Below are 20,532 nucleotides of genomic sequence, written 5' to 3'. Positions count from 1 at the left end.
TCTCCTATGGGCTATATGCTAGACACCGCAAATCTGGAGAAAATTAAGATTTGTCAAGCGATATTTCCGCTAGTAGGTGTCACGACGAATCCGTCTATTTTTAAGATGGAAGGGAAATTAGACGTTTTTGAACATTTACGAGCTATTCGACAAGTTATCGGAAAGACACAGAGTCTTCATGTTCAGGTGGTTTCTACTGAAGCTAGCAAGATGGTGGAAGAAGCAGAGAACATTTTGTCCCAGGTGGACGAGGAGGTTTACATCAAGGTCCCTGTGACAATTGAAGGTTTAAAAGCTATCAAGCTACTCAAAGAAAAAGGAGTGCATGTAACAGCAACTGCCATCTACTCAGAAGCGCAAGCTTATCTAGCGATTGATGCGGGTGTAGAATATATTGCTCCTTACTTCAATCGGATGGAAAGTTTAAATATTGATGTACCTTTGCTCCTGACGCACATCGCAGCTTATATTGAGAAGACAGGAGCTCTGACTCGAATCTTGGGAGCTAGTTTCAAAAATATCCATCAGGTCAATCAAACCCTCTCCCTAGTTGGTCACGATGTGACAGTTGATCCGACTCTTTTATTAGATGTTCTTTCGACTGCATCGATTAAGAAAGCAGTTAGCGATTTTCAAGTGGACTGGGAAAGTGTTTACGGCGCCGGTCAAACTCTCTAAAGGGAAGACCGACTCTATACTAAAACCCCCAAATAAGGTTCTATCGAACTTTGGTAGCCCCTTACCCCATTCTTGTTTTTTAACAGCTAATCCTCTTGAAACTTCCTAAAAAGTGACAGAGGAAGTCGCTTGTCTCCAAAAACACTTCATTTATCAAGCGTAGATGGAGTGTTTTTGTCTTGAAACAATGAGAGAAAGCTCTAGTCTTCTGTTGATTTTTTAAAAAATTACCGATAATCTACTCGAACAATTAGTGTATTTTAGGCTTGCTTTGATCCTTTGGTGCTCATCGTTTAGAGGACGATTGCTCTTCAATTCCCTAATTCATCTCAATACCAAGATAAGCTCTTTCTGCTCGTCTCTTCTTCATCAGTCATCCAAATTAAAAGACACACTAGGCCTACCCGTTAACGGACGGTCCTGGTGTGTCTTTCTATATTTTTAAACGACATGCCGTTCGAAGGCATCATCAGAAATGCCTTGTTCAAGGATGAGTTTTGCCCATTCTTTTGCAGAAAAGAGGCTGTGGTCCTTGTAGTTGCCGCAGGATTCAATGGTGGTTCCAGGGACGTCCTCCCAGGAGGTCACTTCGGCAATTTCGGTCAAGGCATCTTTGAGGGCGTGGGCCACTTCTGTACTTGAATGCTGACCCCAGAGGATCATGTGAAAGCCAGTCCGACAACCAAAAGGAGAGCAGTCGATCATCCCGTCGATCCGTTTGCGGATCAGCTGGGCTAACAAATGTTCAATCGTGTGCAAACCAGCAGTAGGGATGGCATTTTCATTGGGCTGGACTAGGCGGATGTCAAAGTTAGTGATGACATCTCCCTTAGGACCAAACTCTTCTGAAATCAATCGGACATACGGTGCTTTCACAAGGGTATGGTCCAATTCAAAACTTTCTACAATAATTTCTTTTTCCATTTTCGAAAGGGCTCCTTCTTTTTTATTTGATTATAGCATATTTCTTGATAGAATTTGTGAAATCGTTTTTTTTATGATAAAATGAGAAAGGATTTCTTATGGAGATCTGAATGAGAAAAGAGGTAGAAAAATGATTACATTCATCATTGGAATCATCATTGTTTCTGCTCTCATTGGTTTAGGAATTGGATATCTGGCGATTTCGTTGAAGATGCGTTCTTCACAGGAAACCGCAGAATTAACCCTTTTAAAGGCCGAACAAGATGCTAGTAATATGAGAGGGAAGGCAGAAGAAGAAGCGGACAGTATTTTGAGAAATGCTGAGCGTGATCGTCAAACCCTCAAAAAGGAATTGCTACTTGAGGCCAAAGAAGAAGCACGTAAGTATCGTGAGCAGGTCGATCAGGAGTTTAAGTCTGAAAAGCAAGTGCTGAAACAGACAGAGTTGCGCTTGGAAGAACGGGCCAATAACTTGGATCGAAAAGACGATAATTTAACGACGAAAGAACAGGCTTTAGAAAAGAAAGAACAAAGTCTATCAGATAAGTCTAAACACATTGTAGAGCGGGAACATGCACTGGATGAGCTAGAAGAACAAAAAGCTCAAGAAATGGAACGAATTGCTTCTTTGAGTAAAGAAGAAGCGAGAGAATTCATTTTAGCGGATACAAAAGCCCATCTCACACGCGAAATTGCCCTTCGGGTGAAAGAAGCAGAGCGTGAGGTCAAAGAAAAATCTGATAAAATCGCCAAAGACCTTCTGGCGCAGGCGATGCAACGGATTTCTGGGGATTATGTTGCCGAACAAACGATTACGTCAGTACATCTACCAGATGACGGCATGAAAGGTCGGATTATCGGTCGGGAAGGCCGCAATATTCGTACCTTTGAAAGCTTGACAGGGATCGATGTGATTATTGATGATACACCAGAAGTGGTTGTCCTATCCGGCTTTGATCCGATTAGACGTGAAATCGCTCGGATGACCATGGAGGCTCTCCTTCAGGATGGCCGCATCCACCCAGCTCGTATTGAAGAGCTGGTGGAAAAATACCGTCTGGAGATGGATCAACGGATCCGTGAGTACGGAGAAGCAGCTGCATTTGAAATCGGAGCTCCTAACTTGCACCCGGACCTCATCAAAACCATGGGACGTCTTCATTTCCGAACATCTTATGGTCAGAATGTTCTCCGTCATTCCATTGAAGTTGGAAAGCTAGCTGGTGTTCTAGCTGCAGAACTGGGCGAAAATATTGATCTGGCCAGACGAGCTGGTTTCCTGCACGATATCGGGAAGGCAGTGGACAGGGAAGTGGATGGTAGTCACGTAGAAATCGGAACAGAACTTGCACGGAAGTACAAGGAAAATCCGATTGTGATCAATGCGATTGCCAGCCACCACGGAGATGTTCCTGCAGAAAGTACCATAGCCGTTATCGTAGCGGCAGCAGATGCCTTAAGTGCTGCGCGACCAGGTTCTCGTCGAGAGTCCATGGAAACCTATATCAAGCGTCTGCAAGAACTGGAGGAAATCGGAAACAGCTATGACGGCGTGAAGCAAACTTATGCGATCCAAGCCGGTCGGGAAGTGCGCGTGATCGTCCATCCAAACAAGATTGATGATGATCGCCTCACGATTTTAGCGCATGATATCCGGGAGCAGATTGAAAATAGCCTGGATTACCCTGGAAACATCAAGGTAACGGTTATCCGGGAAACCCGAGCGATAGACATTGCAAAATAAGCTATCCTTACACTTATAGAAGGAGCCTGAATCAAACAAACACAGATGATCTGATCAGGTAGAAACAAGCGGAGCTAGGGTCTTTTCCCTAGTTCCGTTTTTCTTCCCTATTCTCTCTTTAAAGAAGAGGGGGCAGCCACCAAAGACAAGAGGAAGGCTTGCGTCCAGGACTTGCTAAGAAAATCTTGTCATTCTCTTGAAATCCCCCTTCATTTCTGATAGACTAGAGAGAAGAATTGAGAAGGAGATGTCATGACAGAACGTGGCCTATTGATTGTCTTTTCTGGCCCATCAGGGGTTGGAAAAGGAACGGTAAGGAAGCAAATTTTTGATAGTTCAGATAATAAATTCCAGTATTCAGTTTCGATGACAACTCGTCCTCAACGTCCAGGGGAAGTGGACGGAGTAGATTATTTTTTCCGGACGCGTGAGGAGTTCGAAGAGCTGATTCGTAAGGGACAGATGTTGGAATATGCGGAGTATGTCGGCAATTACTATGGGACGCCTCTGACTTATGTGAATGAAACGCTCGATCAAGGAATTGATGTTTTCTTGGAGATTGAAGTCCAAGGGGCCTTGCAGGTGAAGAAAAAAGTTCCGGATGGAGTTTTTGTCTTCCTGACCCCCCCAGACTTGGATGAGTTGCGGGATCGCCTAATCGGTCGCGCGACAGATAGTGAAGATATGATCAATCGTCGGATTGAGCGAGCAAAAGAAGAGATTGCCCTGATGAGAGAGTATGATTATGCGGTTGTCAATGACGAGGTGCACTTGGCAGCTGAGCGTGTGAAGAAAATCATCGAGGCAGAGCATTTCCGTGTCGATCGTGTGATTGGACGGTATGACAAGATGATGAGCAAGGCAGAGGCAGTGTCAGCCAGCTCTCATTCGTAATAGAAAAGATAAAGGAGAACTGGTCTTATGATGCTAAAACCATCCATTGATACCCTTTTGGATAAGGTGCCTTCCAAATATTCATTGGTGATCTTAGAAGCCAAGCGGGCACATGAGTTAGAAGCAGGTGCCAACCCGACACAAGAGTTTACCTCAGTCAAATCAACCCTGCGTGCTTTAGAAGAAATCGAAGCAGGGACAGTTGTCATTCATCCGGATCCAGATGCTAAGCGTGCAGCTGTCCAACGTCGGATCGAGGAAGCGAAGAAGCGGGCTGAAGAAGAAGAACAAAAGATTAAAGAGCAAATTGCCAAAGAAAAAGAAGACGGCGATAAGATATAAAAAGAAAACTCAGCTGGAATCCAGCTGAGTTTATTTACTCAATGGAAAGGAAGAGCTCATGATTGCGAAAGTCATCGTTGATGTACCCTTGATGCAGACGGATAAGCCATTTTCTTATCAAGTCCCAGAAGCATTTGAAGAGATGCTTCAAGCTGGGATGCGTGTCCATGTGCCCTTTGGTCGCGGGGGGCGATTGATCCAAGGGATTGTGTTAGATGTGACACGAGACTCATATGCGAGCCTAAAAGAGATCGTAGAAGTGCTCGACTACCAGCCTGTCCTCAATGAAGAGCAACTGTGGCTGGCGGAGCAGATGCGTTCCACAGTCTTCGCTTATAAGACAACGATATTAAAGGCGATGTTGCCAAATCTGCTCAATTCTACCTATGACAAAGTCTTGTATCCGGAAAAAAGCTTGACCCCAAAGGAGCGTGAGGCCTTGTTTGGGGAAGCTTCTTCTCTTCAATTTTCTGATTTAGATCTGGCACGTCAGTCCCAGGTCATGCGCTTGACCCAGCAAGGTAAGCTACGGCTGGAATATCAGGCAAAGGATAAAAAGCAGGTGAAGACGGAAAAGTGGTTCCGTGTCCGTAAAGCTGCTCTAGAAAGCCACCCTATTTCCAAACGCGCGAAAAGACGTCAAGAGGCCAAGGACTTCTTGTTGGAATTGACGGATAAAATGCGCTTAAGCGAATGGAAGGCCCTATTTTCAGCCGAGATTGTTCGCTATTTTGAAGAAGAGGGGCTAATCGAAGTTTTCTCAGAGGAAGTGCTACGCACTCAGGATTACTTTGATGGAGTGGCACCGTCCCAAGCTCATATTTTAAATGATGAGCAGGCGCTGGCTGCAAAGTCCATTCTCTCGAGTGTTGGGAAGGAAAGCAAGACCTATCTCTTAGAAGGAGTGACAGGAAGTGGCAAGACAGAGGTCTACCTTCAAGTCATAGAAGGTGTCTTGAAAATGGGAAAGACGGCGATTGTCCTGGTTCCTGAGATTGCCCTCACCCCTCAGATGACCCAACGCTTTATCGCTAGATTCGGCCAGCAGGTGGCTCTTTTGCATTCGGGGCTTTCGGATGGGGAAAAATACGATGAATGGCGGAAAATCGAAAGGGGAGAAGCGAAGGTCGTTGTCGGCGCACGCTCTGCTATTTTTGCCCCAGTCAAAAACTTAGGGGTGGTGATTATTGATGAAGAACATGAGTCGACCTACAAGCAAGAGTCTAATCCCCGCTATCATGCTCGAGACGTGGCCCAGCTTCGCATCCAGTATCATCAGGCAGTTCTTGTCCTGGGTTCTGCGACCCCTAGCCTAGAATCTCGTGCTCGTGCAAGCAAAGGAGTCTATGGATTCTTACAATTGACGCATAGAGCTAACCCAAATGCCCTAATCCCTAAGGTAGAAGTTGTTGATTTTAGAGACTTTATAGGACAACAAGAAGCCAGCAACTTCACCCCTCTTTTGGTTGAAAAGATTCGTGAAAAGTTGGCCAAAAAAGAGCAGGTCGTCTTGCTTTTAAACCGCAGGGGCTATTCTTCTTTTGTGATGTGTCGAGATTGTGGAGCGGTGGACGAATGCCCTAATTGTGATATTTCCTTGACCCTCCACATGGATAGTAAAACGATGAACTGTCATTATTGCGGTTTTCAAAAGGAAATTCCAAGAGTTTGTCCATCTTGTCAGAGTTCCTCCATGCGCTATTATGGAACAGGAACCCAAAAAGCGTATGACGAGTTGGCGAGCCTTCTTCCGGATGCGCGTATCCTGCGGATGGATGTCGATACAACCCAGAAGAAGGGAGCCCATGAGCGCCTGCTTCGAACCTTTGAACAAGGAGAAGCGGATATTTTATTGGGAACCCAGATGATTGCCAAAGGTTTGGATTTCCCTAATGTTACCCTGGTGGGAGTATTAAATGCCGATACAGCGCTTCATTTAGCTGATTTTCGTGCGTCAGAACGGACCTTTCAGCTGCTGACACAAGTGGCTGGCCGGGCAGGCCGGGCAGAAAAAGAAGGGGAAGTAATCATCCAAACCTATAATCCTCAACACTACGCCATTCAGTTTGCCAAGCAGCAGGATTATGAACAATTTTATGCGTATGAAATGGGGATTCGTCGAAGTTTAGGTTACCCTCCTTACGTCTATACCGTTGGGATTACCCTGTCCCATCCATCTGAGGACGTGGCTGTAAAGAAGGCCTATGATGTCATGCAATTGCTGCGTCAAGGTCTATCAGATGGCGTCGCTATGTTAGGTCCGACTCCAAAGCCAATTGCTCGGACACGCAATCTCTACCATTATCAAATCCTGCTAAAGTATCGAAAAGAAGACCATTTAGTGGATTGTCTTCGTCATATCTTAGACTGGAGTCAAGAGAAGGCGCAGCAAGAGGTGAGGGTGGTCATTGATCACGAACCGCAAAATTTGATGTGATTCTATCCGGATGAGAGAAGGAGAGGTCGGTCTCTTTCAAGCCTGCGAGACTCCAATGGGAGACAATACATGGTATAATAAAAGGAATAACAAGCGAGGAACAAGATGACAAAAATTATTTTTATGGGAACTCCTGCATTTTCGGCAACTGTCTTAAGAGGGCTTTTGGACAGCAAAGATTATCAAATCCTAGCAGTCGTTACCCAACCAGACCGAAAAGTCGGTCGAAAAAAGGAAGTCAAAATGACACCGGTGAAAGAATTGGCGCTGGAATATTCTCTACCTGTATTCCAACCAGAGAAATTATCCACCAGTCCAGATTTAGACCATTTGATCCAATTGGGAGCAGATGGAATCGTAACTGCAGCTTTCGGTCAGTTCTTACCAACCAAGTTGCTATCGTCCATGAATTTTGCGGTCAATGTACACGCGTCCTTGTTGCCGAAATATCGTGGAGGTGCTCCCATTCATTATGCGCTTATCAATGGGGATAAAGAAGCGGGTGTAACCATCATGGAGATGGTCAAGGAAATGGATGCTGGGGATATGATTGCAAAGCGTGCGATTGAGATTACTGAAACGGATAATGTCGGGACCCTCTTTGAGAAACTGGCACTAGTTGGGCGCGACCTTCTTTTAGATAGTCTACCTGCTTACTTAGACGGGACTCTCATTCCAGAAAAGCAAAACCCTGACCTCGTCAGCTTCTCTCCCAATATTTCCCCAGAAGAGGAAGTGTTGGATTGGACCAAAACAGCACGTCAGCTCTTTAACCAGATTCGAGGCATGTATCCCTGGCCAGTTGCCCATACCGTATGGCATGCCAACCGGTTTAAAATTTATGAGGCTACAGTGGTGGAAGGGTCAGGTCACCCAGGTCAAGTCCTTGTGAAGAATAAGAAAGAGCTGATCATTGCGGCAGGAGAAGGGGCTCTTTCTCTAAAGGTTGTGCAAGCGGCAGGAAAGCCACAAATGCCCATCGCCTCTTTTTTAAATGGCCAAGGACAAGGTATTAATGTTGGAGATCAATTTGGAAACTAAACGGGATACAAACGCGCGTGCGGTAGCCTTGACTGTTTTAGAACAGATCTTGGAGGAAGGCGCTTATTCAAATATCGCTGTAAACAAGGCCTTAACCCAATCCGCGCTTTCCCCAGCGGACAAGCGGCTGGTCACGGAATTGGTCTATGGGACAGTGGCCCGTAAAATCACTTTGGAATGGTACCTCTCCCATTTTGTCGAGGACCGAGATAAGCTGGATGGTTGGGTCTATGTCTTATTGCTGATGAGTCTGTACCAGCTGTACTTTCTTGAAAAAATACCTGCTCATGCCGTTGTTTATCAAGCTGTCAACTTGGCCAAGCGAAGTCCAGGTACTTCTTCTTATGTCAATGCTATCTTGAGGAAGATACTCTCGCAAGGACTCCCGGATGTCACAGCGATTAAACGAAAAAACAAACGCTTATCTGTCCAATATTCTCTCCCTGTATGGCTGGTCCGTGCATTGCTGGAGGAATACGGAGAAGAGCGGGCTGAAAAGATATTTGCTAGCTTGTATACACGAAGTAAGGCGAGTGCCCGAGTGGTTCGTCCGGAGCGCTTAGAAGTCTTGGCAGAAGAGCTTGGAGCAAGTCGATCCCTGCTCTCACCGCTAGGATTGGTCAAAGAAAAGGGGAATTTTTCACAGACTCGAGCCTTTCAAGATGGGGAGATCACCATTCAAGACGAGACCAGTCAACTAGTCGCTCCGACCTTAGATATAAGAGGGGACGAGCTCATTTTGGACGCCTGTGCAGCTCCTGGAGGGAAAACCGTGCATATGGCTTCTTATCTAGACCAAGGACGGGTAATCGCCCTCGACCTATATGAACATAAGTTGGCCCTCATTCGAGAGAATGCAGATCGACTGGGTGTGTCAGACAAAGTCGAGACGAGGCAATTAGATGCCAGACAGGTTTCCCAGCATTTTCCAACGGAATATTTTGACAAAATACTGGTGGATGCCCCTTGTTCTGGGATTGGATTGATTCGGAGAAAGCCGGATATTAAGTACACGAAAAAGAGTGTGGATTTTTCTTCCTTGCAAGAAGTCCAGTTGCAGATCCTAGAGAGTGTTTGCCAAACGGTAAAAAAAGGTGGTATAATAACCTACAGTACCTGTACCATTATGGAAAAAGAGAATCAAGAGGTTCTGCGCAAATTTTTGGAACTGCATCCGAATTTTGTACAAGTTCCCTTGACACATAGTCAGGTAGATATCGTCAAAGATGGCTGTATCTTGGTGACACCGGAACTTCATCAGACGGATGGTTTCTTCATCGGACAACTAAAGAGATTATCTTAGAAAGAGTGCAGGTTATCCTGCTAGAAAGAAGAACGATAGATATGAAAATTAGCTTTTTAACGGATGTCGGACAAAAGCGTTCTAATAATCAAGATTACATTAATTGTTATCAAAATAGAGCGGGTGTGAGTTTGATCGTGCTCGCCGATGGGATGGGGGGTCATCGTGCAGGTCATATTGCCAGTGAGATGACAGCGACCGACCTCGGTAGCTCCTGGGTGGATACCCAAATCGATAGCCTCAATCAGGTACGTGAGTGGTTGATTGAGCAGATCGAGATAGAAAATGAAAAGATTTACCAACTCGGGCAAACAGACCAATATAAAGGCATGGGTACGACGCTAGAAGCGGTCGTGATTATTGATCACCAAATGATTTATGCGCACATCGGTGATTCACGGATCGGCCTCCTACGAAAAGAAGAGTACACTCAATTGACCAATGATCATTCCTTGGTCGGTGCCTTGGTTCGTGCAGGTCAGTTGACAGAGGCTGAAGCAGAACACCATCCACAACGCAATATTATCACGCAATCAATCGGTCAAGCAGAGCCGGTAGAAGCTGATATCGCGATCAAATCATTGGAAGTCGGAGACCTAGTCCTCATCAATAGTGATGGCTTGACCAATATGGTGTCACAAGAGGATATTCGAGATATTCTCCTCAGTGATGTGACCCTTGAAGAAAAAGCAGAAACCCTCATTCGGTTTGCCAATAAGGCCGGAGGTACTGACAATATTACGGTTGGTATTGTAGAAGTGACGGAGGAGGCATCTGAATGATTCAAATCGGTAAGATCTTTGCGGGTCGCTATCGGATCATTCGGCAAATCGGACGTGGTGGGATGGCAGATGTCTATCTCGCAAAGGATCTGATTTTAGATGGAGAAGAAGTTGCGGTAAAGGTTCTTCGGACCAATTATCAAACGGACCAGGTAGCAGTCCAACGTTTCCAAAGAGAAGCGCGGGCCATGGCAGAACTGGACCACCCAAATATTGTTCGGATCACAGATATCGGAGAAGAAGACGGGCAACAATACCTAGCGATGGAATATGTAGCTGGCCTGGATTTGAAACGCTATATCAAGGAAAATGCTCCGTTATCGAACAATGAAGCGGTCCGAATCATGGGACAAATCTTGCTGGCCATGCGAATGGCTCACATGCAAGGGATTGTACACCGCGACTTAAAGCCTCAAAATGTTCTTTTGACCCCAGACGGAAATGCAAAAGTCACAGATTTCGGTATTGCAGTAGCCTTTGCCGAGACCAGTCTAACCCAGACAAATTCCATGTTGGGTTCTGTTCATTACCTATCCCCAGAACAAGCACGTGGCTCAAAAGCGACGGTGCAAAGTGACATTTATGCGATGGGGATTATACTCTATGAAATGTTGACCGGCCATATCCCATTTGATGGAGATAGTGCAGTGACCATTGCCCTTCAGCATTTCCAGCAACCGATGCCATCGGTTCGAGCGGAAAATTCAAATGTCCCTCAAGCCTTGGAAAACGTAGTGTCCAAAGCGACTGCGAAGAAATTAACGGACCGCTATAAAACAGTTGCAGAAATGTATGCAGATTTGGCTTCTGCTCTTTCCAATGAACGACGGAATGAACGCCCCTTGGTCTTTTCGGACACCCGCGTGGACACCAAAACTCTTCCGCAATTAGCGCCGACAAGTGCACCTGTTAACCCTCAAAAGTCATCGAAATCTCCCTCTAAGCCAGTGGTGGCTGGGAATCCAACATCTTCTAATAAACCTAAAAAGAAGATGCGAACGCGCTACAAGATTTTGATTGCAGCTATTTTCTTAGCTTTAGCAGCGGTTGTGGCCTTACTCTTGCAGCAACCTAGTTATGTCACTGTGCCAAATGTCGCAGGAGATACCCTGGATGTTGCACGGACCAAGATTGAAAATGCTGGCCTAGTTTTTGGGGAAATTTCCAAGGAAAACTCCTCTGAGGTTGATGAGGGGCTTGTCATCCGTACAGAGCCGAAGGCTAATGCGGCAAACGTAACGAAAGGGACAACGGTCTCTGTCGTAATCTCATCTGGGACCAAGACAGTGACGGTCGCTGATGTGGTCGGTCAGACAAAGGCGGCAGCTCAGAAAACGTTAGAAGACGCCGGCTTTAAGGTCGAGATAAAGGAAGCTTCCGATAATAATCTGGATGCGGGTCGTGTGATTAGCACCAATCCTCAAGCGGGAACGGATGCACCAGAAGGTGCAACGATTACCATGACCGTTTCTACAGGGAAAGAAACGGTTACCATCCCTACTGTCACAGGCTTATCGGAGTCAGATGCTCGTCGGACTCTAGAGAGTGCAGGCTTTGTGGTCAACACAAGTACCAATAAGGAATTTAGTGATACAGTAGACGCTGGTCAGGTAATTTCTACCAACCCTCAAGTCGGTGAAACCGTCGATATTGGAACGACGATTACCTTGACCATTTCGAGGGGACGGGCTATCACCATGCCAGACTTCGGCACGGACCGCTATAGTTATGCTCGTGCTGTGGCACGCTTGCAGGAATTAGGATTGACCGTTTCACATATTCAACGGATTACCGACTCTTCGACATCAGCTTCCGCTGTGGATATGGTCATTGGTCAGTATCCGGCAGCAGGAACGGCAATCGCTTCTGATGAGGATGTGACCTTAACGGTCTCAGGAAGTGCAACGACTCCTACATCGACAAGCACATCCAGTACGTCTTCCTCAGACTGATAGAAGAAAAGCATAGAGAGTGGGACAGAAATCGGTCATTCGTTCGAAGTCGATTTCGTCGCGCCACCTCCGCACAGTTTTGAGTCGGGCTGTAAAAGCGGATGAAATCAGCCTAGTAGAGCCCGCTCAACCACTGCGTCTTGCTCGACAATCCAAAAACAATTGAGAGGCTAGGACTTTTGTCCCAGCCTCTATTTGTATGGTGAAAAGTCATCTTGATGGCGAAGGTTTTTATTGTCCAGGAACCTTTAATTTTTGATACAATAAACAGTAGAAAGGGAGCTCATGATTAAAGTACAATTTTTTTTACTCGTCGAAACCTTAATTTTTTCCCTCGCTCTATTTGACGCCTTGGCCAGTCAATCCACTCGGATATTATTGGCATTTGCGATTCTGCTCTTTCTCCTTGGGCGTTTTTTACAGAAGGAACTATTCAATGCTCTGACCATTAGTTCAGCGGTTCTTTTGTTTTTAGTCTTTGCCCTCAATTTGTATTTTGTCTTAGGATCGCTTTTAGCGATCGCCTATATTGTCGTTAATGCCTTTGCGCGCTTTCAGAAACGGACCCAATATGTCCCGGTGAATGTTGATCAAGACTTGAGTGTCGATGCTGTCGTAAAAACCAAGTGGTTCGGTGTTCAAGAAGTGACGAGAGAAGCCTATGGTTTTGAAGACATTAATATCATTCGCTTGGTAGGAACAGATATCATTGACTTGGAAGAGACGATTGTTACCGGTGGAGATAATATGGTCCTCATCCGGAAGCTCTATGGGAAGACCAAGATTATCATTCCGGTGGATGTAGAGATTGCTTTATCAGCTACCTCTTTGTATGGGAAGGTCACCTTTTTAGAAAAGAAAGAATGGCAGTTGCGCAATGACAGTATTCTTGTAAAGACTTCTTTGTATAGTCAGTCTCACCGTCGGGTCAAAGTTCTGGTCAATACCTTATACGGGGATGTAGAGGTGGTGAGAGTATGATGAAAAAAAGGATGTTTTTTCTATTACTATGGTATGCCTTTTTAATTCTTTTTGTGCTCTTAGCGGCCATTTTACCGCTCCTAGGCTATACGCCAGAAGATTTAGTGGGACTTGCTACGAGAGAGCAACTCTTGTTCACGCTGATCCTCTTGCTCATTTTACTCACCTTTTTTCTGAGTTTTCTTGTACAGACTATCTCCCTTTTATCCACACAAACCATCCGTCACACCATTCATCGGATTCTTCAGAAAAGAAATCAAGTGGCAGTTCATTCACAAGATCCCCTGATGGCCGAATTAGCCACGACAGTGTATCAGTTAACGAGACAGGTGCAAGAGTTGGATAACCAAGATTTGGTCAAACAAGAAGAAATAGTGGAAGCGGAGCGAAAAAGAATTGCAAGAGACCTCCATGATACAGTCAGTCAGGAGTTGTTTGCGTCCAGCATGATTCTCTCTGGCTTAGCTCATGCAACTACACCAGTAGATCCAACGGTCACACAAAAACAGTTACAAACGGTACAATCCATGATTGAAACAGCCCAGAAGGATCTACGGATATTGTTGCTCCATCTACGTCCTAGTGAGTTAAACGGGAAGTCGCTTGTAGAGGGTTTCCAAACCCTCCTGAATGAAGTCAGTGATAAAAGTAGGATTCAGGTTTCTTTTCAACACGAAGTGAGCGCCTTACCAACAGTCGTAGAAGATCACTTGTTTCGGATTGCCCAAGAAATCATCAGCAATACGCTCAAACATTCTCAAGCCCAACATTTGGATGTTTATCTCATTGAGCATGAAGGGGATGTCCAACTAAAGATGGTCGATGATGGCATTGGTTTTCAACCAGAAAAGGAAAAGGAACTTAGTTATGGATTGCAGAATATTCAAGATAGGGTTGCTGATATGGCAGGGACAGTGAAAATTCGATCGGCCCAAGATAAGGGCGTTTCCATTGATATCCGTATTCCCCTATTGAAAGGAAATGAAGATGAAAAAAATCACAGTATTATTAGTAGATGACCATGAAATGGTTCGTCTAGGTTTAAAAAGTTTCTTAGATTTGCAAGAAGATATCTCAGTAGTAGCCGAGGCAAAAGATGGCCAAGAAGGGATTGATTTAGCCTTACAGTTGCGACCAGATGTGGTTGTCATGGATTTGGTGATGCCCGTGATGGGAGGAGTCGAGTCCACGCTTGAACTCCTTAAAACGTGGCCAGAAGCCAAGGTTCTCATCCTTACATCTTATTTGGATAATGAAAAAATCTATCCTGTGATTGATGCTGGGGCAAGGGGCTATATGCTAAAAACATCAAATGCAGAAGAAATCCTGACAGCTGTTCGAAAAGTAGCCAAGGGAGAATTATCGATTGAGGCAGAAGTGGAGCGAAAAGTGGAAAGTCACAAGAACAATCCAGATCCTCATGAGCTCTTAACAGCACGTGAAAGGGATATCTTGGCCCTCTTAGCAAAAGGATATGAAAATCAACGCATCGCAGACGAATCCTTTATCTCTCTCAAGACAGTTAAGACTCATGTATCCAATATCCTATCAAAATTAGGGGTGAGTGATCGGACTCAGGCGGTTGTCTATGCTTTTCAACATGGCTTAGTAGCACAAGATGACGAATCATGATATAATAGCTTTTATTGACAGCTAAGGAAGAAGGAGAACAATATGACAGAAACAAAAAACTATCCACAATTGGATCCAACAAAAGCAGAAGGACCGGTAGCGCTCATCCAGACCAATCACGGAACTCTTCGGGTGAAACTTTTTCCAGAGTTGGCTCCTAAAACCGTCGCAAATTTTATTGCCTTGGCAAAGGACGGATATTATGATGGAGTCATTTTTCACCGCATCATCCCTGACTTTATGATTCAAGGAGGCGACCCAACCGGTACCGGAATGGGAGGAGAATCCATCTATGGCCAAGCTTTTGAAGATGAGTTTTCGATGCAAGCCTTCAACCTTCGGGGAGCCTTATCAATGGCCAATGCAGGGCCAAATACAAACGGCAGTCAGTTCTTTATCGTTCAAAACAGTGATTTCCCCTATACAAATGATATGCTCGTAAACGGAGGATGGCCTGAAGAAATTGCAGCGGTTTATGTTGAAAATGGTGGAACGCCTCATTTGGATCAAAAACATACCGTATTTGGTCACTTGATGGACGCTGCTTCTTATGAAGTGTTAGATACGATTGCCCAAGTAGAGACAAATGCTCAAGATCGCCCTCTAGAAGATGTAGTGATTCAAACCGTTGAAGTTGAGGACTAGGATGAAAATCGGCGAGAAGTTCAAAGGAAAAGTCATTGGAATCCAGCCCTACGGGGCTTTTGTCGAACTGGAAAGTGGGTTCGTCGGATTGGTTCACATCTCCGAGGTAAAAACAGGATATGTTGATGATATTCACCACTTCCTCAAGATTGGGCAAGATGTGGAAGTACAGGTTGTGGATTATGATGAGTTTTCACAAAAAGCAAGCCTTTCTCTACGAACCCTAGAGGAAGAAAAGCACCGGATCCCAAGGAGACGCCGCTTCTCCAGTGATCGTCACAAGACGGGGTTCAAACCCTTGGCTGATCAGCTTCCCATCTGGATCCAGGAGGGAAAAGAATTTTTAGCCCATTCCCACGACGCGTAACGAATTCAAAATCAGAAAAAGAGAGTGGGACAGAAATCGGTCATTCGTTAGAATGCGATTTCGTCGTCCCACCTCCGCACAGTTGAGTAGGGCTGTAAAAGCGGATGAAATCAGCCTAGTAGGGCCCACTCAACCACTGCGTCTTGCTCGACAATCCAAAAACAATTGAGAGGCTAGGACTTTTGTCCCAGCCTCTTTGATGTATTTGTGCTTAATTATCAAACTGATAGAGAGCCGTAGATAGGTAGCGTTCCCCATTATCTGCAGCAAGTGCTAGGACTTTTTTCCCTTTTCCTAATTTTTTAGCCACTTCGATCGCGGCTAGGACCGCTGCAGAACCAGAAATTCCAAGCAAGAACCCTTCTTGTCCACCAAAGGTACGGCCGAAGGCTAGTGCATCATCTGATTTAATTCGAAGGATTTCGTCATAGGATGTTGTATCCAAGGCGTTTGGAATAAACCCTGTTGAAATTCCTTGGATTTTGTGAGGACCGGGTTTGTCACCGGATAGTACTGCAGACTCGTCTGCTTCTAATCCAATGATTTGGATATCTGGATTATCTTTTTTCAAGACACGAGAAACACCTGTGATGGTACCACCAGTTCCAATCCCTGCAACGAAAGCATCCAACCCATGTGAGCCAAAGTCTTCCAGGATTTCACGACCTGTTGTTAATTCATGAATTTCTGGATTGGCCGGATTATCAAATTGAAGGGGCACCCAACCACCGATCTCTTTTGCAATCTCATGTGCCTTGTCGATCGCACCTTGAGTTCCTCCGCTACCAGGAGTCAGTACCAATTCTGCACCGTAAGCTTTGATCAATTTTTGGCGTTCCACGCTCATTGTTTCAGGCATGGTAATGATGACCTTGTAGCCAAGAGCTGCTCCAATCCAGGATAAACCGATCCCCGTATTACCAGAAGTTGGTTCCACGATCGTATCACCTGGTTTGATAATGCCCTTCTTTTCAGCATCTCGAATCATATTATAAGCAATACGGTCTTTTACGGATGAACCAGGGTTAAAAGCTTCTAATTTGACATAGACATCGGCGGCATCTTCTGGCACCAAATGGTTGAGTTTTACGATTGGCGTACGGCCGATTAATTCAGAAATTGATGAATAGATTGTCATAATAGTCCTCCCTTTCGATGTAGATTTAGTATACTACCGGTCCACAAACTTGTAAAATATAAAAAAACTATCATTGTGATAGCTTTTTTATATTTGTCTATCAGTGATTCGGACACTTTGGATTTCTGAGTAGCTGGATGGGGAGGTTTGTGTTCTTATCTTGTAGCTTAATGACTTACGTAATTGGAACCTCAACCATCCGGACCCCACTTTTTTGAATGGAAAGATCCCCATGATAATAATCTACGAGGTCTGACTGGATGCTTTCAACCTGTTCCTCGTCAACAAAAATAGTGGTCTCCACTTTGTCTGTAAATTGAGGATCTACTTCTTGCAGGCCGTGAGTTTGGAGCCAATTGGAAAAACGCTGATAATGAGGGTAGGAGAAGTGGATGGTTAACCCGACTTGTTCCTTGATCGAGACTATTCCAATTCCCTTGATGGCGTCGGCTACAGTACTCCCATAAGCGCGGATGAGACCACCAGCACCCAATTTTGTCCCACCAAAATAGCGTGTGACGACTGCTACTACATTTGTCAGGCCCAGATTTTCTAATACCGTTAACATTGGGATTCCAGCTGTCCCAGAAGGCTCTCCGTCATCAGAGGAACGCTTGATTTCTGACGCCTCTCCCAGAATAAAACAGGAGCAATTATGATTGGCCTTGTGATGTGTTTTTTTATTTCCTGGATAAAATCGCGGGCTTCTCCTTCGGAAGTCACCCTTTTTAAATAGCAGATGAAGCGAGATTTTTTTATCTCGACTTCATACTGTCCGTCTTCTTTTATTGTTTGAAAGTGAGTCATACTCAAATTGTACTAATTTTTGAAGAGGCTGACAAGTGACGTTGATTGCGAATAAATAATTAATGAACGATTTACAATACTATTACGGGCGCCAGTTTCCGTCCTATCAGCTCAGTGATGAAGAAAAACGTATCGGGCGGGTACGACCGAATGGTAAAAAGACGGCTTGTCTGCGGTGTGGAACCTCATTTTCTAAAGAAACACTGCTACCAAACGGGAAGGCATATTGCAGGACTTGTATCGTCTTTGGACGTTTATGCCAGGGGGATGAGCTTTATTATTTCGACCAACCCGCTTTTCCCCCACAGTCTTCTTTGCGGTGGTCAGGACAACTGACCTCATTACAAAAGCAGGTTTCAGATGCACTGTTAGAATCATTAGTTAGAAAACAAAGCACACTCGTATTTGCCGTAACTGGTGCAGGGAAAACGGAGATGATTTACCAGAGCATCGCAAGTATCATTGATAAAGGCGGTCGGGTTTGTTTAGCCAGCCCTCGAGTGGATGTGTGTATAGAAGTCTATAAGAGGCTCCAGCGGGATTTCTCTTGTGAAATTAGCTTGTTACATGCTGGATCAGAAGACGATCACTATAGTCCATTAGTAGTCGCCACTAGTCATCAGCTCATGAAGTTTTATCATGCTTTTGATTTGGTCATTTTAGATGAGGTAGATGCTTTCCCGTTTGTTGGCAATCCTGCTTTGGAATTTGCACTTAAAAAATCTCTCAAAAAAGACGGAGTTCTTTTCTATTTAACAGCAACGTCGACTCCAGCTTTAGATGCTTCTGTTAAGAAAGGGGAGCTAAGGCAACTTTCCTTGCTGAGACGATTCCATAACCATCCATTAGTCCTTCCAAAATGGAGGTTTATGAAGTCAACTGCCAACAAGGAGACGATACGTCAGTTGGATCGAAAACTTGTAAAAGTTATTCGAGAGCAGAGAGAGACTAAGATTCCATTGCTGATTTTTGTCCCAGAAATTCAATTATCAGAGAAACTCATACCTGTTCTAGAAACCTATTGTCCGAAAGACAAGATTGTGGGGGTTAGTAGTCAATCTCAGAGTCGAAAAGAGATTGTAGAAGACTTCCGTCAGGAAAAAATTGATATTTTGGTCACCACCACAATTTTAGAAAGAGGAGTGACTTTTCCTAAAGTCGATGTCATCGTTCTTGAAGCCGATCATCATTTGTTCAACGCCTCTAGTTTAATCCAAATTGCTGGACGAGTAGGACGAAGTCTCGAAAGGCCAAGTGGCCTGTTGTTGTACTTTTCAGAAGGGAAGAACAAGGAAGTGTGTCAGGCCATCCGAACGATTCGGCGCATCAATCAGAAAGCAGGTTATGATGAATTGTCTTCTATGCCACGAATGGATTAAAGCAGAACGAATGATCAGTTCTCTTTTCCTCATAAGGAAAAATAAAAAAGTAGTTTGTCACAAGTGTTTAGCGAGGTTCGCTCTCTGCACGGACACAGGCTGCGAAGCTTGTTGTAAAGAATCAAGAGAAAGTCCGATCTGCAACGATTGTCAAGATTGGAAAAGGAAGGGATCAAGTAAATCATACAGCCCTGTATCAGTACAATGCATTTATGGCAGAATACTTTCAACGATTTAAGTTCTGGGGAGATTATCAGCTAAGAGAAGTCTTTTCACATGAACTAAAATTAGCCCTGAAAAATTTTTCAGATTACACAATCGTCCCTATTCCAATCAGTAAGGACAGAAGGAAAACAAGAGGCTTCAATCAAGTAACCGCCCTGCTTGACGCTGCAAGAATCCCTTATCAAAATATATTAGAAAAAGATGAGCGCGAAGCTCAGTCTCATCTAAGTCGTTTAGAACGACTGAAAAGAGAACAACCTTTTCGAATAAAGCAGTCTACAAAAGTGCCCAACAAAATCCTTCTTGTAGATGATATTTATACGACAGGAGCCACGATCTATCAAGCAAAGCAAATCATAATGAAAGAAGGAACGGAAAAAATCAAAACTTTTTCATTAGCAAGATGAGAAAACGGTTGCAAACTTTTTAAATAATGTTATAATAAAAGTGAACAAAGGCAGATGCCTAGAAAGAGGTCATAACATGATTAAATTTAATATTCGTGGTGAAAACCTTGAAGTTACAGAAGCTCTCCGTGCCTATGTTGAAGATAAGGTAGCAAAAATTGAAAAGTACTTCTCTCCAGAACAAGAATTAGCTGCAAAAGTGAATTTAAAAGTTTATCGCGAAAAGAATGCTAAGGTAGAAGTGACTATTCCCCTCGGATCTGTAACGCTTCGTGCTGAAGATGTCTCTCAAGATATGTATGGTTCTATTGATTTAGTAGTAGACAAAATCGAACGTCAAATTCGTCGGAACAAAACAAAAATTGAAAAACGCAATCGCCAAAAAGTAGCTACAAACAAACTCTTTGTTGATGGAGACTACGATACAGAAGAAGCGGATCAACATATTGTTCGGACGAAACAAATCGACTTAAAACCAATGAGCCTTGAAGAAGCTCTATTGCAACTCGAGTTGCTCGGACATGATTTTTATCTTTATACCGATGCTCACGATGGGACAACAAATGTTTTGTACAAACGTGAAGAAGGCGGAGTTGGTTTGTTAGAGGTCAAAGAAACTGAATAGCCCTTAAAGAATAGCGGGAAGGCAACTTCCCGCTTTTTTTGAAATCAAGATACCTATAATAAGAAGAAATAAAGCGATTCATATGAAAGGAATGAATAGATACCCGCTGCTAGGATCTTTCGGGAAGAAATTTTCAAGAGAAAACCCTGCTACAGAGGGCTTTATGAGCTATCAAAAATAAAATTTCAAAAAAAGTAGAAAAAGATGAAAAAAGTAGTTGACAAGGTGG

Annotated in this window: 18 protein-coding genes and 2 pseudogenes; 17 read left to right on the top strand and 3 right to left on the bottom strand. The window is 44.3% G+C overall.

The genetic code is table 11. From position 1 onward, the window contains the following. Positions 1–6: 6 nt before the first annotated feature. Positions 7–678 carry a fructose-6-phosphate aldolase gene (locus STRDD13_RS07310; protein WP_067103565.1) on the top strand — a complete coding sequence of 224 codons (672 nt, stop codon included), beginning with the start codon at positions 7–9 and terminating at the stop codon, positions 676–678. Between the two features lie 441 nt (positions 679–1,119). Here the strand turns inward: STRDD13_RS07310 and STRDD13_RS07305 are convergent, their stop codons facing one another. Then, entirely contained in the window at positions 1,120–1,602 is a 483-nt protein-coding gene (locus STRDD13_RS07305; RefSeq protein ID WP_067103563.1) for an S-ribosylhomocysteine lyase, read from the bottom strand. Between the two features lie 130 nt (positions 1,603–1,732). Here STRDD13_RS07305 and STRDD13_RS07300 point away from each other — a divergent pair, with 130 nt between their 5' ends. From STRDD13_RS07300 to STRDD13_RS07240, 13 genes and pseudogenes are all read left to right on the top strand, one after another. Further along, entirely contained in the window at positions 1,733–3,346 is a 1,614-nt protein-coding gene (locus STRDD13_RS07300) for a ribonuclease Y (protein ID WP_067103561.1), read from the top strand. Positions 3,347–3,598: 252 nt separating this feature from the next. Further along, positions 3,599–4,240, top strand: a complete 642-nt coding sequence (gene gmk, locus STRDD13_RS07295; protein ID WP_067103559.1) for a guanylate kinase — start codon at positions 3,599–3,601, stop codon at positions 4,238–4,240. A gap of 27 nt (positions 4,241–4,267) precedes the next feature. Continuing rightward, positions 4,268–4,582 (top strand): DNA-directed RNA polymerase subunit omega, encoded by a 315-nt coding sequence (gene rpoZ / locus STRDD13_RS07290; RefSeq protein ID WP_067103557.1) that lies wholly within the window; start codon positions 4,268–4,270, stop codon positions 4,580–4,582. Positions 4,583–4,640: 58 nt separating this feature from the next. Next, on the top strand, positions 4,641–7,019 hold the full coding sequence (locus tag STRDD13_RS07285; protein ID WP_067103555.1) for a primosomal protein N': 2,379 nt from the start codon (positions 4,641–4,643) through the stop codon (positions 7,017–7,019). A gap of 105 nt (positions 7,020–7,124) precedes the next feature. Next, positions 7,125–8,060 carry a methionyl-tRNA formyltransferase gene (fmt, locus tag STRDD13_RS07280; RefSeq protein WP_067103553.1) on the top strand — a complete coding sequence of 312 codons (936 nt, stop codon included), beginning with the start codon at positions 7,125–7,127 and terminating at the stop codon, positions 8,058–8,060. Further along, positions 8,050–9,363 carry a 16S rRNA (cytosine(967)-C(5))-methyltransferase RsmB gene (rsmB, locus tag STRDD13_RS07275; protein WP_231852584.1) on the top strand — a complete coding sequence of 438 codons (1,314 nt, stop codon included), beginning with the start codon at positions 8,050–8,052 and terminating at the stop codon, positions 9,361–9,363. The genes fmt and rsmB overlap by 11 nt, the downstream gene beginning before the upstream one ends. A 41-nt stretch (positions 9,364–9,404) precedes the next feature. After that, positions 9,405–10,145, top strand: coding sequence for a Stp1/IreP family PP2C-type Ser/Thr phosphatase (locus STRDD13_RS07270; protein ID WP_067103549.1), 741 nt, complete (start codon positions 9,405–9,407; stop codon positions 10,143–10,145). Beyond that, on the top strand, positions 10,142–12,097 hold the full coding sequence (gene pknB, locus STRDD13_RS07265; RefSeq protein WP_067103547.1) for a Stk1 family PASTA domain-containing Ser/Thr kinase: 1,956 nt from the start codon (positions 10,142–10,144) through the stop codon (positions 12,095–12,097). Before STRDD13_RS07270 ends, pknB begins: the two co-directional genes overlap by 4 nt. Before the next feature lie 285 nt (positions 12,098–12,382). Continuing rightward, entirely contained in the window at positions 12,383–13,078 is a 696-nt protein-coding gene (liaF, locus tag STRDD13_RS07260; protein WP_067103545.1) for a cell wall-active antibiotics response protein LiaF, read from the top strand. Beyond that, positions 13,075–14,097, top strand: a complete 1,023-nt coding sequence (locus tag STRDD13_RS07255; RefSeq protein ID WP_231852583.1) for a sensor histidine kinase — start codon at positions 13,075–13,077, stop codon at positions 14,095–14,097. Before liaF ends, STRDD13_RS07255 begins: the two co-directional genes overlap by 4 nt. Further along, a complete protein-coding gene (locus STRDD13_RS07250; RefSeq protein WP_067103543.1) occupies positions 14,066–14,710 on the top strand; it encodes a response regulator transcription factor in 645 nt (214 codons plus the stop codon). The genes STRDD13_RS07255 and STRDD13_RS07250 overlap by 32 nt, the downstream gene beginning before the upstream one ends. Positions 14,711–14,767: 57 nt before the next feature. Then, positions 14,768–15,355, top strand: a pseudogene (locus STRDD13_RS07245) (peptidylprolyl isomerase); the annotation flags it as partial. A 1-nt stretch (position 15,356) separates the two neighbouring features. Beyond that, a complete protein-coding gene (locus STRDD13_RS07240; RefSeq protein WP_067103541.1) occupies positions 15,357–15,722 on the top strand; it encodes a S1 RNA-binding domain-containing protein in 366 nt (121 codons plus the stop codon). 211 nt (positions 15,723–15,933) lie between these two features. On the opposite strand, the gene cysK is transcribed toward STRDD13_RS07240, so the two are convergent. Both cysK and STRDD13_RS08315 read right to left on the bottom strand, forming a co-directional pair. After that, positions 15,934–16,860 (bottom strand): cysteine synthase A, encoded by a 927-nt coding sequence (cysK, locus tag STRDD13_RS07235; protein ID WP_067103540.1) that lies wholly within the window; start codon positions 16,858–16,860, stop codon positions 15,934–15,936. A 175-nt stretch (positions 16,861–17,035) separates the two neighbouring features. Beyond that, positions 17,036–17,667 (bottom strand): annotated as a pseudogene (locus tag STRDD13_RS08315) (YigZ family protein). A 62-nt stretch (positions 17,668–17,729) separates the two neighbouring features. Here STRDD13_RS08315 and STRDD13_RS07220 point away from each other — a divergent pair. From STRDD13_RS07220 to hpf, 3 genes are all read left to right on the top strand, one after another. Then, the gene (locus STRDD13_RS07220) at positions 17,730–19,046 is read left to right on the top strand and encodes an ATP-dependent helicase ComFA (protein ID WP_067103535.1); all 1,317 of its coding nucleotides are present in this window, start codon (positions 17,730–17,732) and stop codon (positions 19,044–19,046) included. A gap of 212 nt (positions 19,047–19,258) precedes the next feature. Next, positions 19,259–19,678 (top strand): ComF family protein, encoded by a 420-nt coding sequence (locus STRDD13_RS08805; RefSeq protein WP_231852582.1) that lies wholly within the window; start codon positions 19,259–19,261, stop codon positions 19,676–19,678. A gap of 76 nt (positions 19,679–19,754) precedes the next feature. Then, on the top strand, positions 19,755–20,303 hold the full coding sequence (gene hpf / locus STRDD13_RS07210) for a ribosome hibernation-promoting factor, HPF/YfiA family (RefSeq protein ID WP_067103533.1): 549 nt from the start codon (positions 19,755–19,757) through the stop codon (positions 20,301–20,303). The last annotated feature ends 229 nt before the right edge of the window (positions 20,304–20,532 follow it).

This window comes from Streptococcus sp. DD13, assembly GCF_001578875.1.
In the GTDB taxonomy this organism is placed as follows: domain Bacteria; phylum Bacillota; class Bacilli; order Lactobacillales; family Streptococcaceae; genus Streptococcus.
This window is presented reverse-complemented; position numbering and strand designations above follow the sequence as displayed.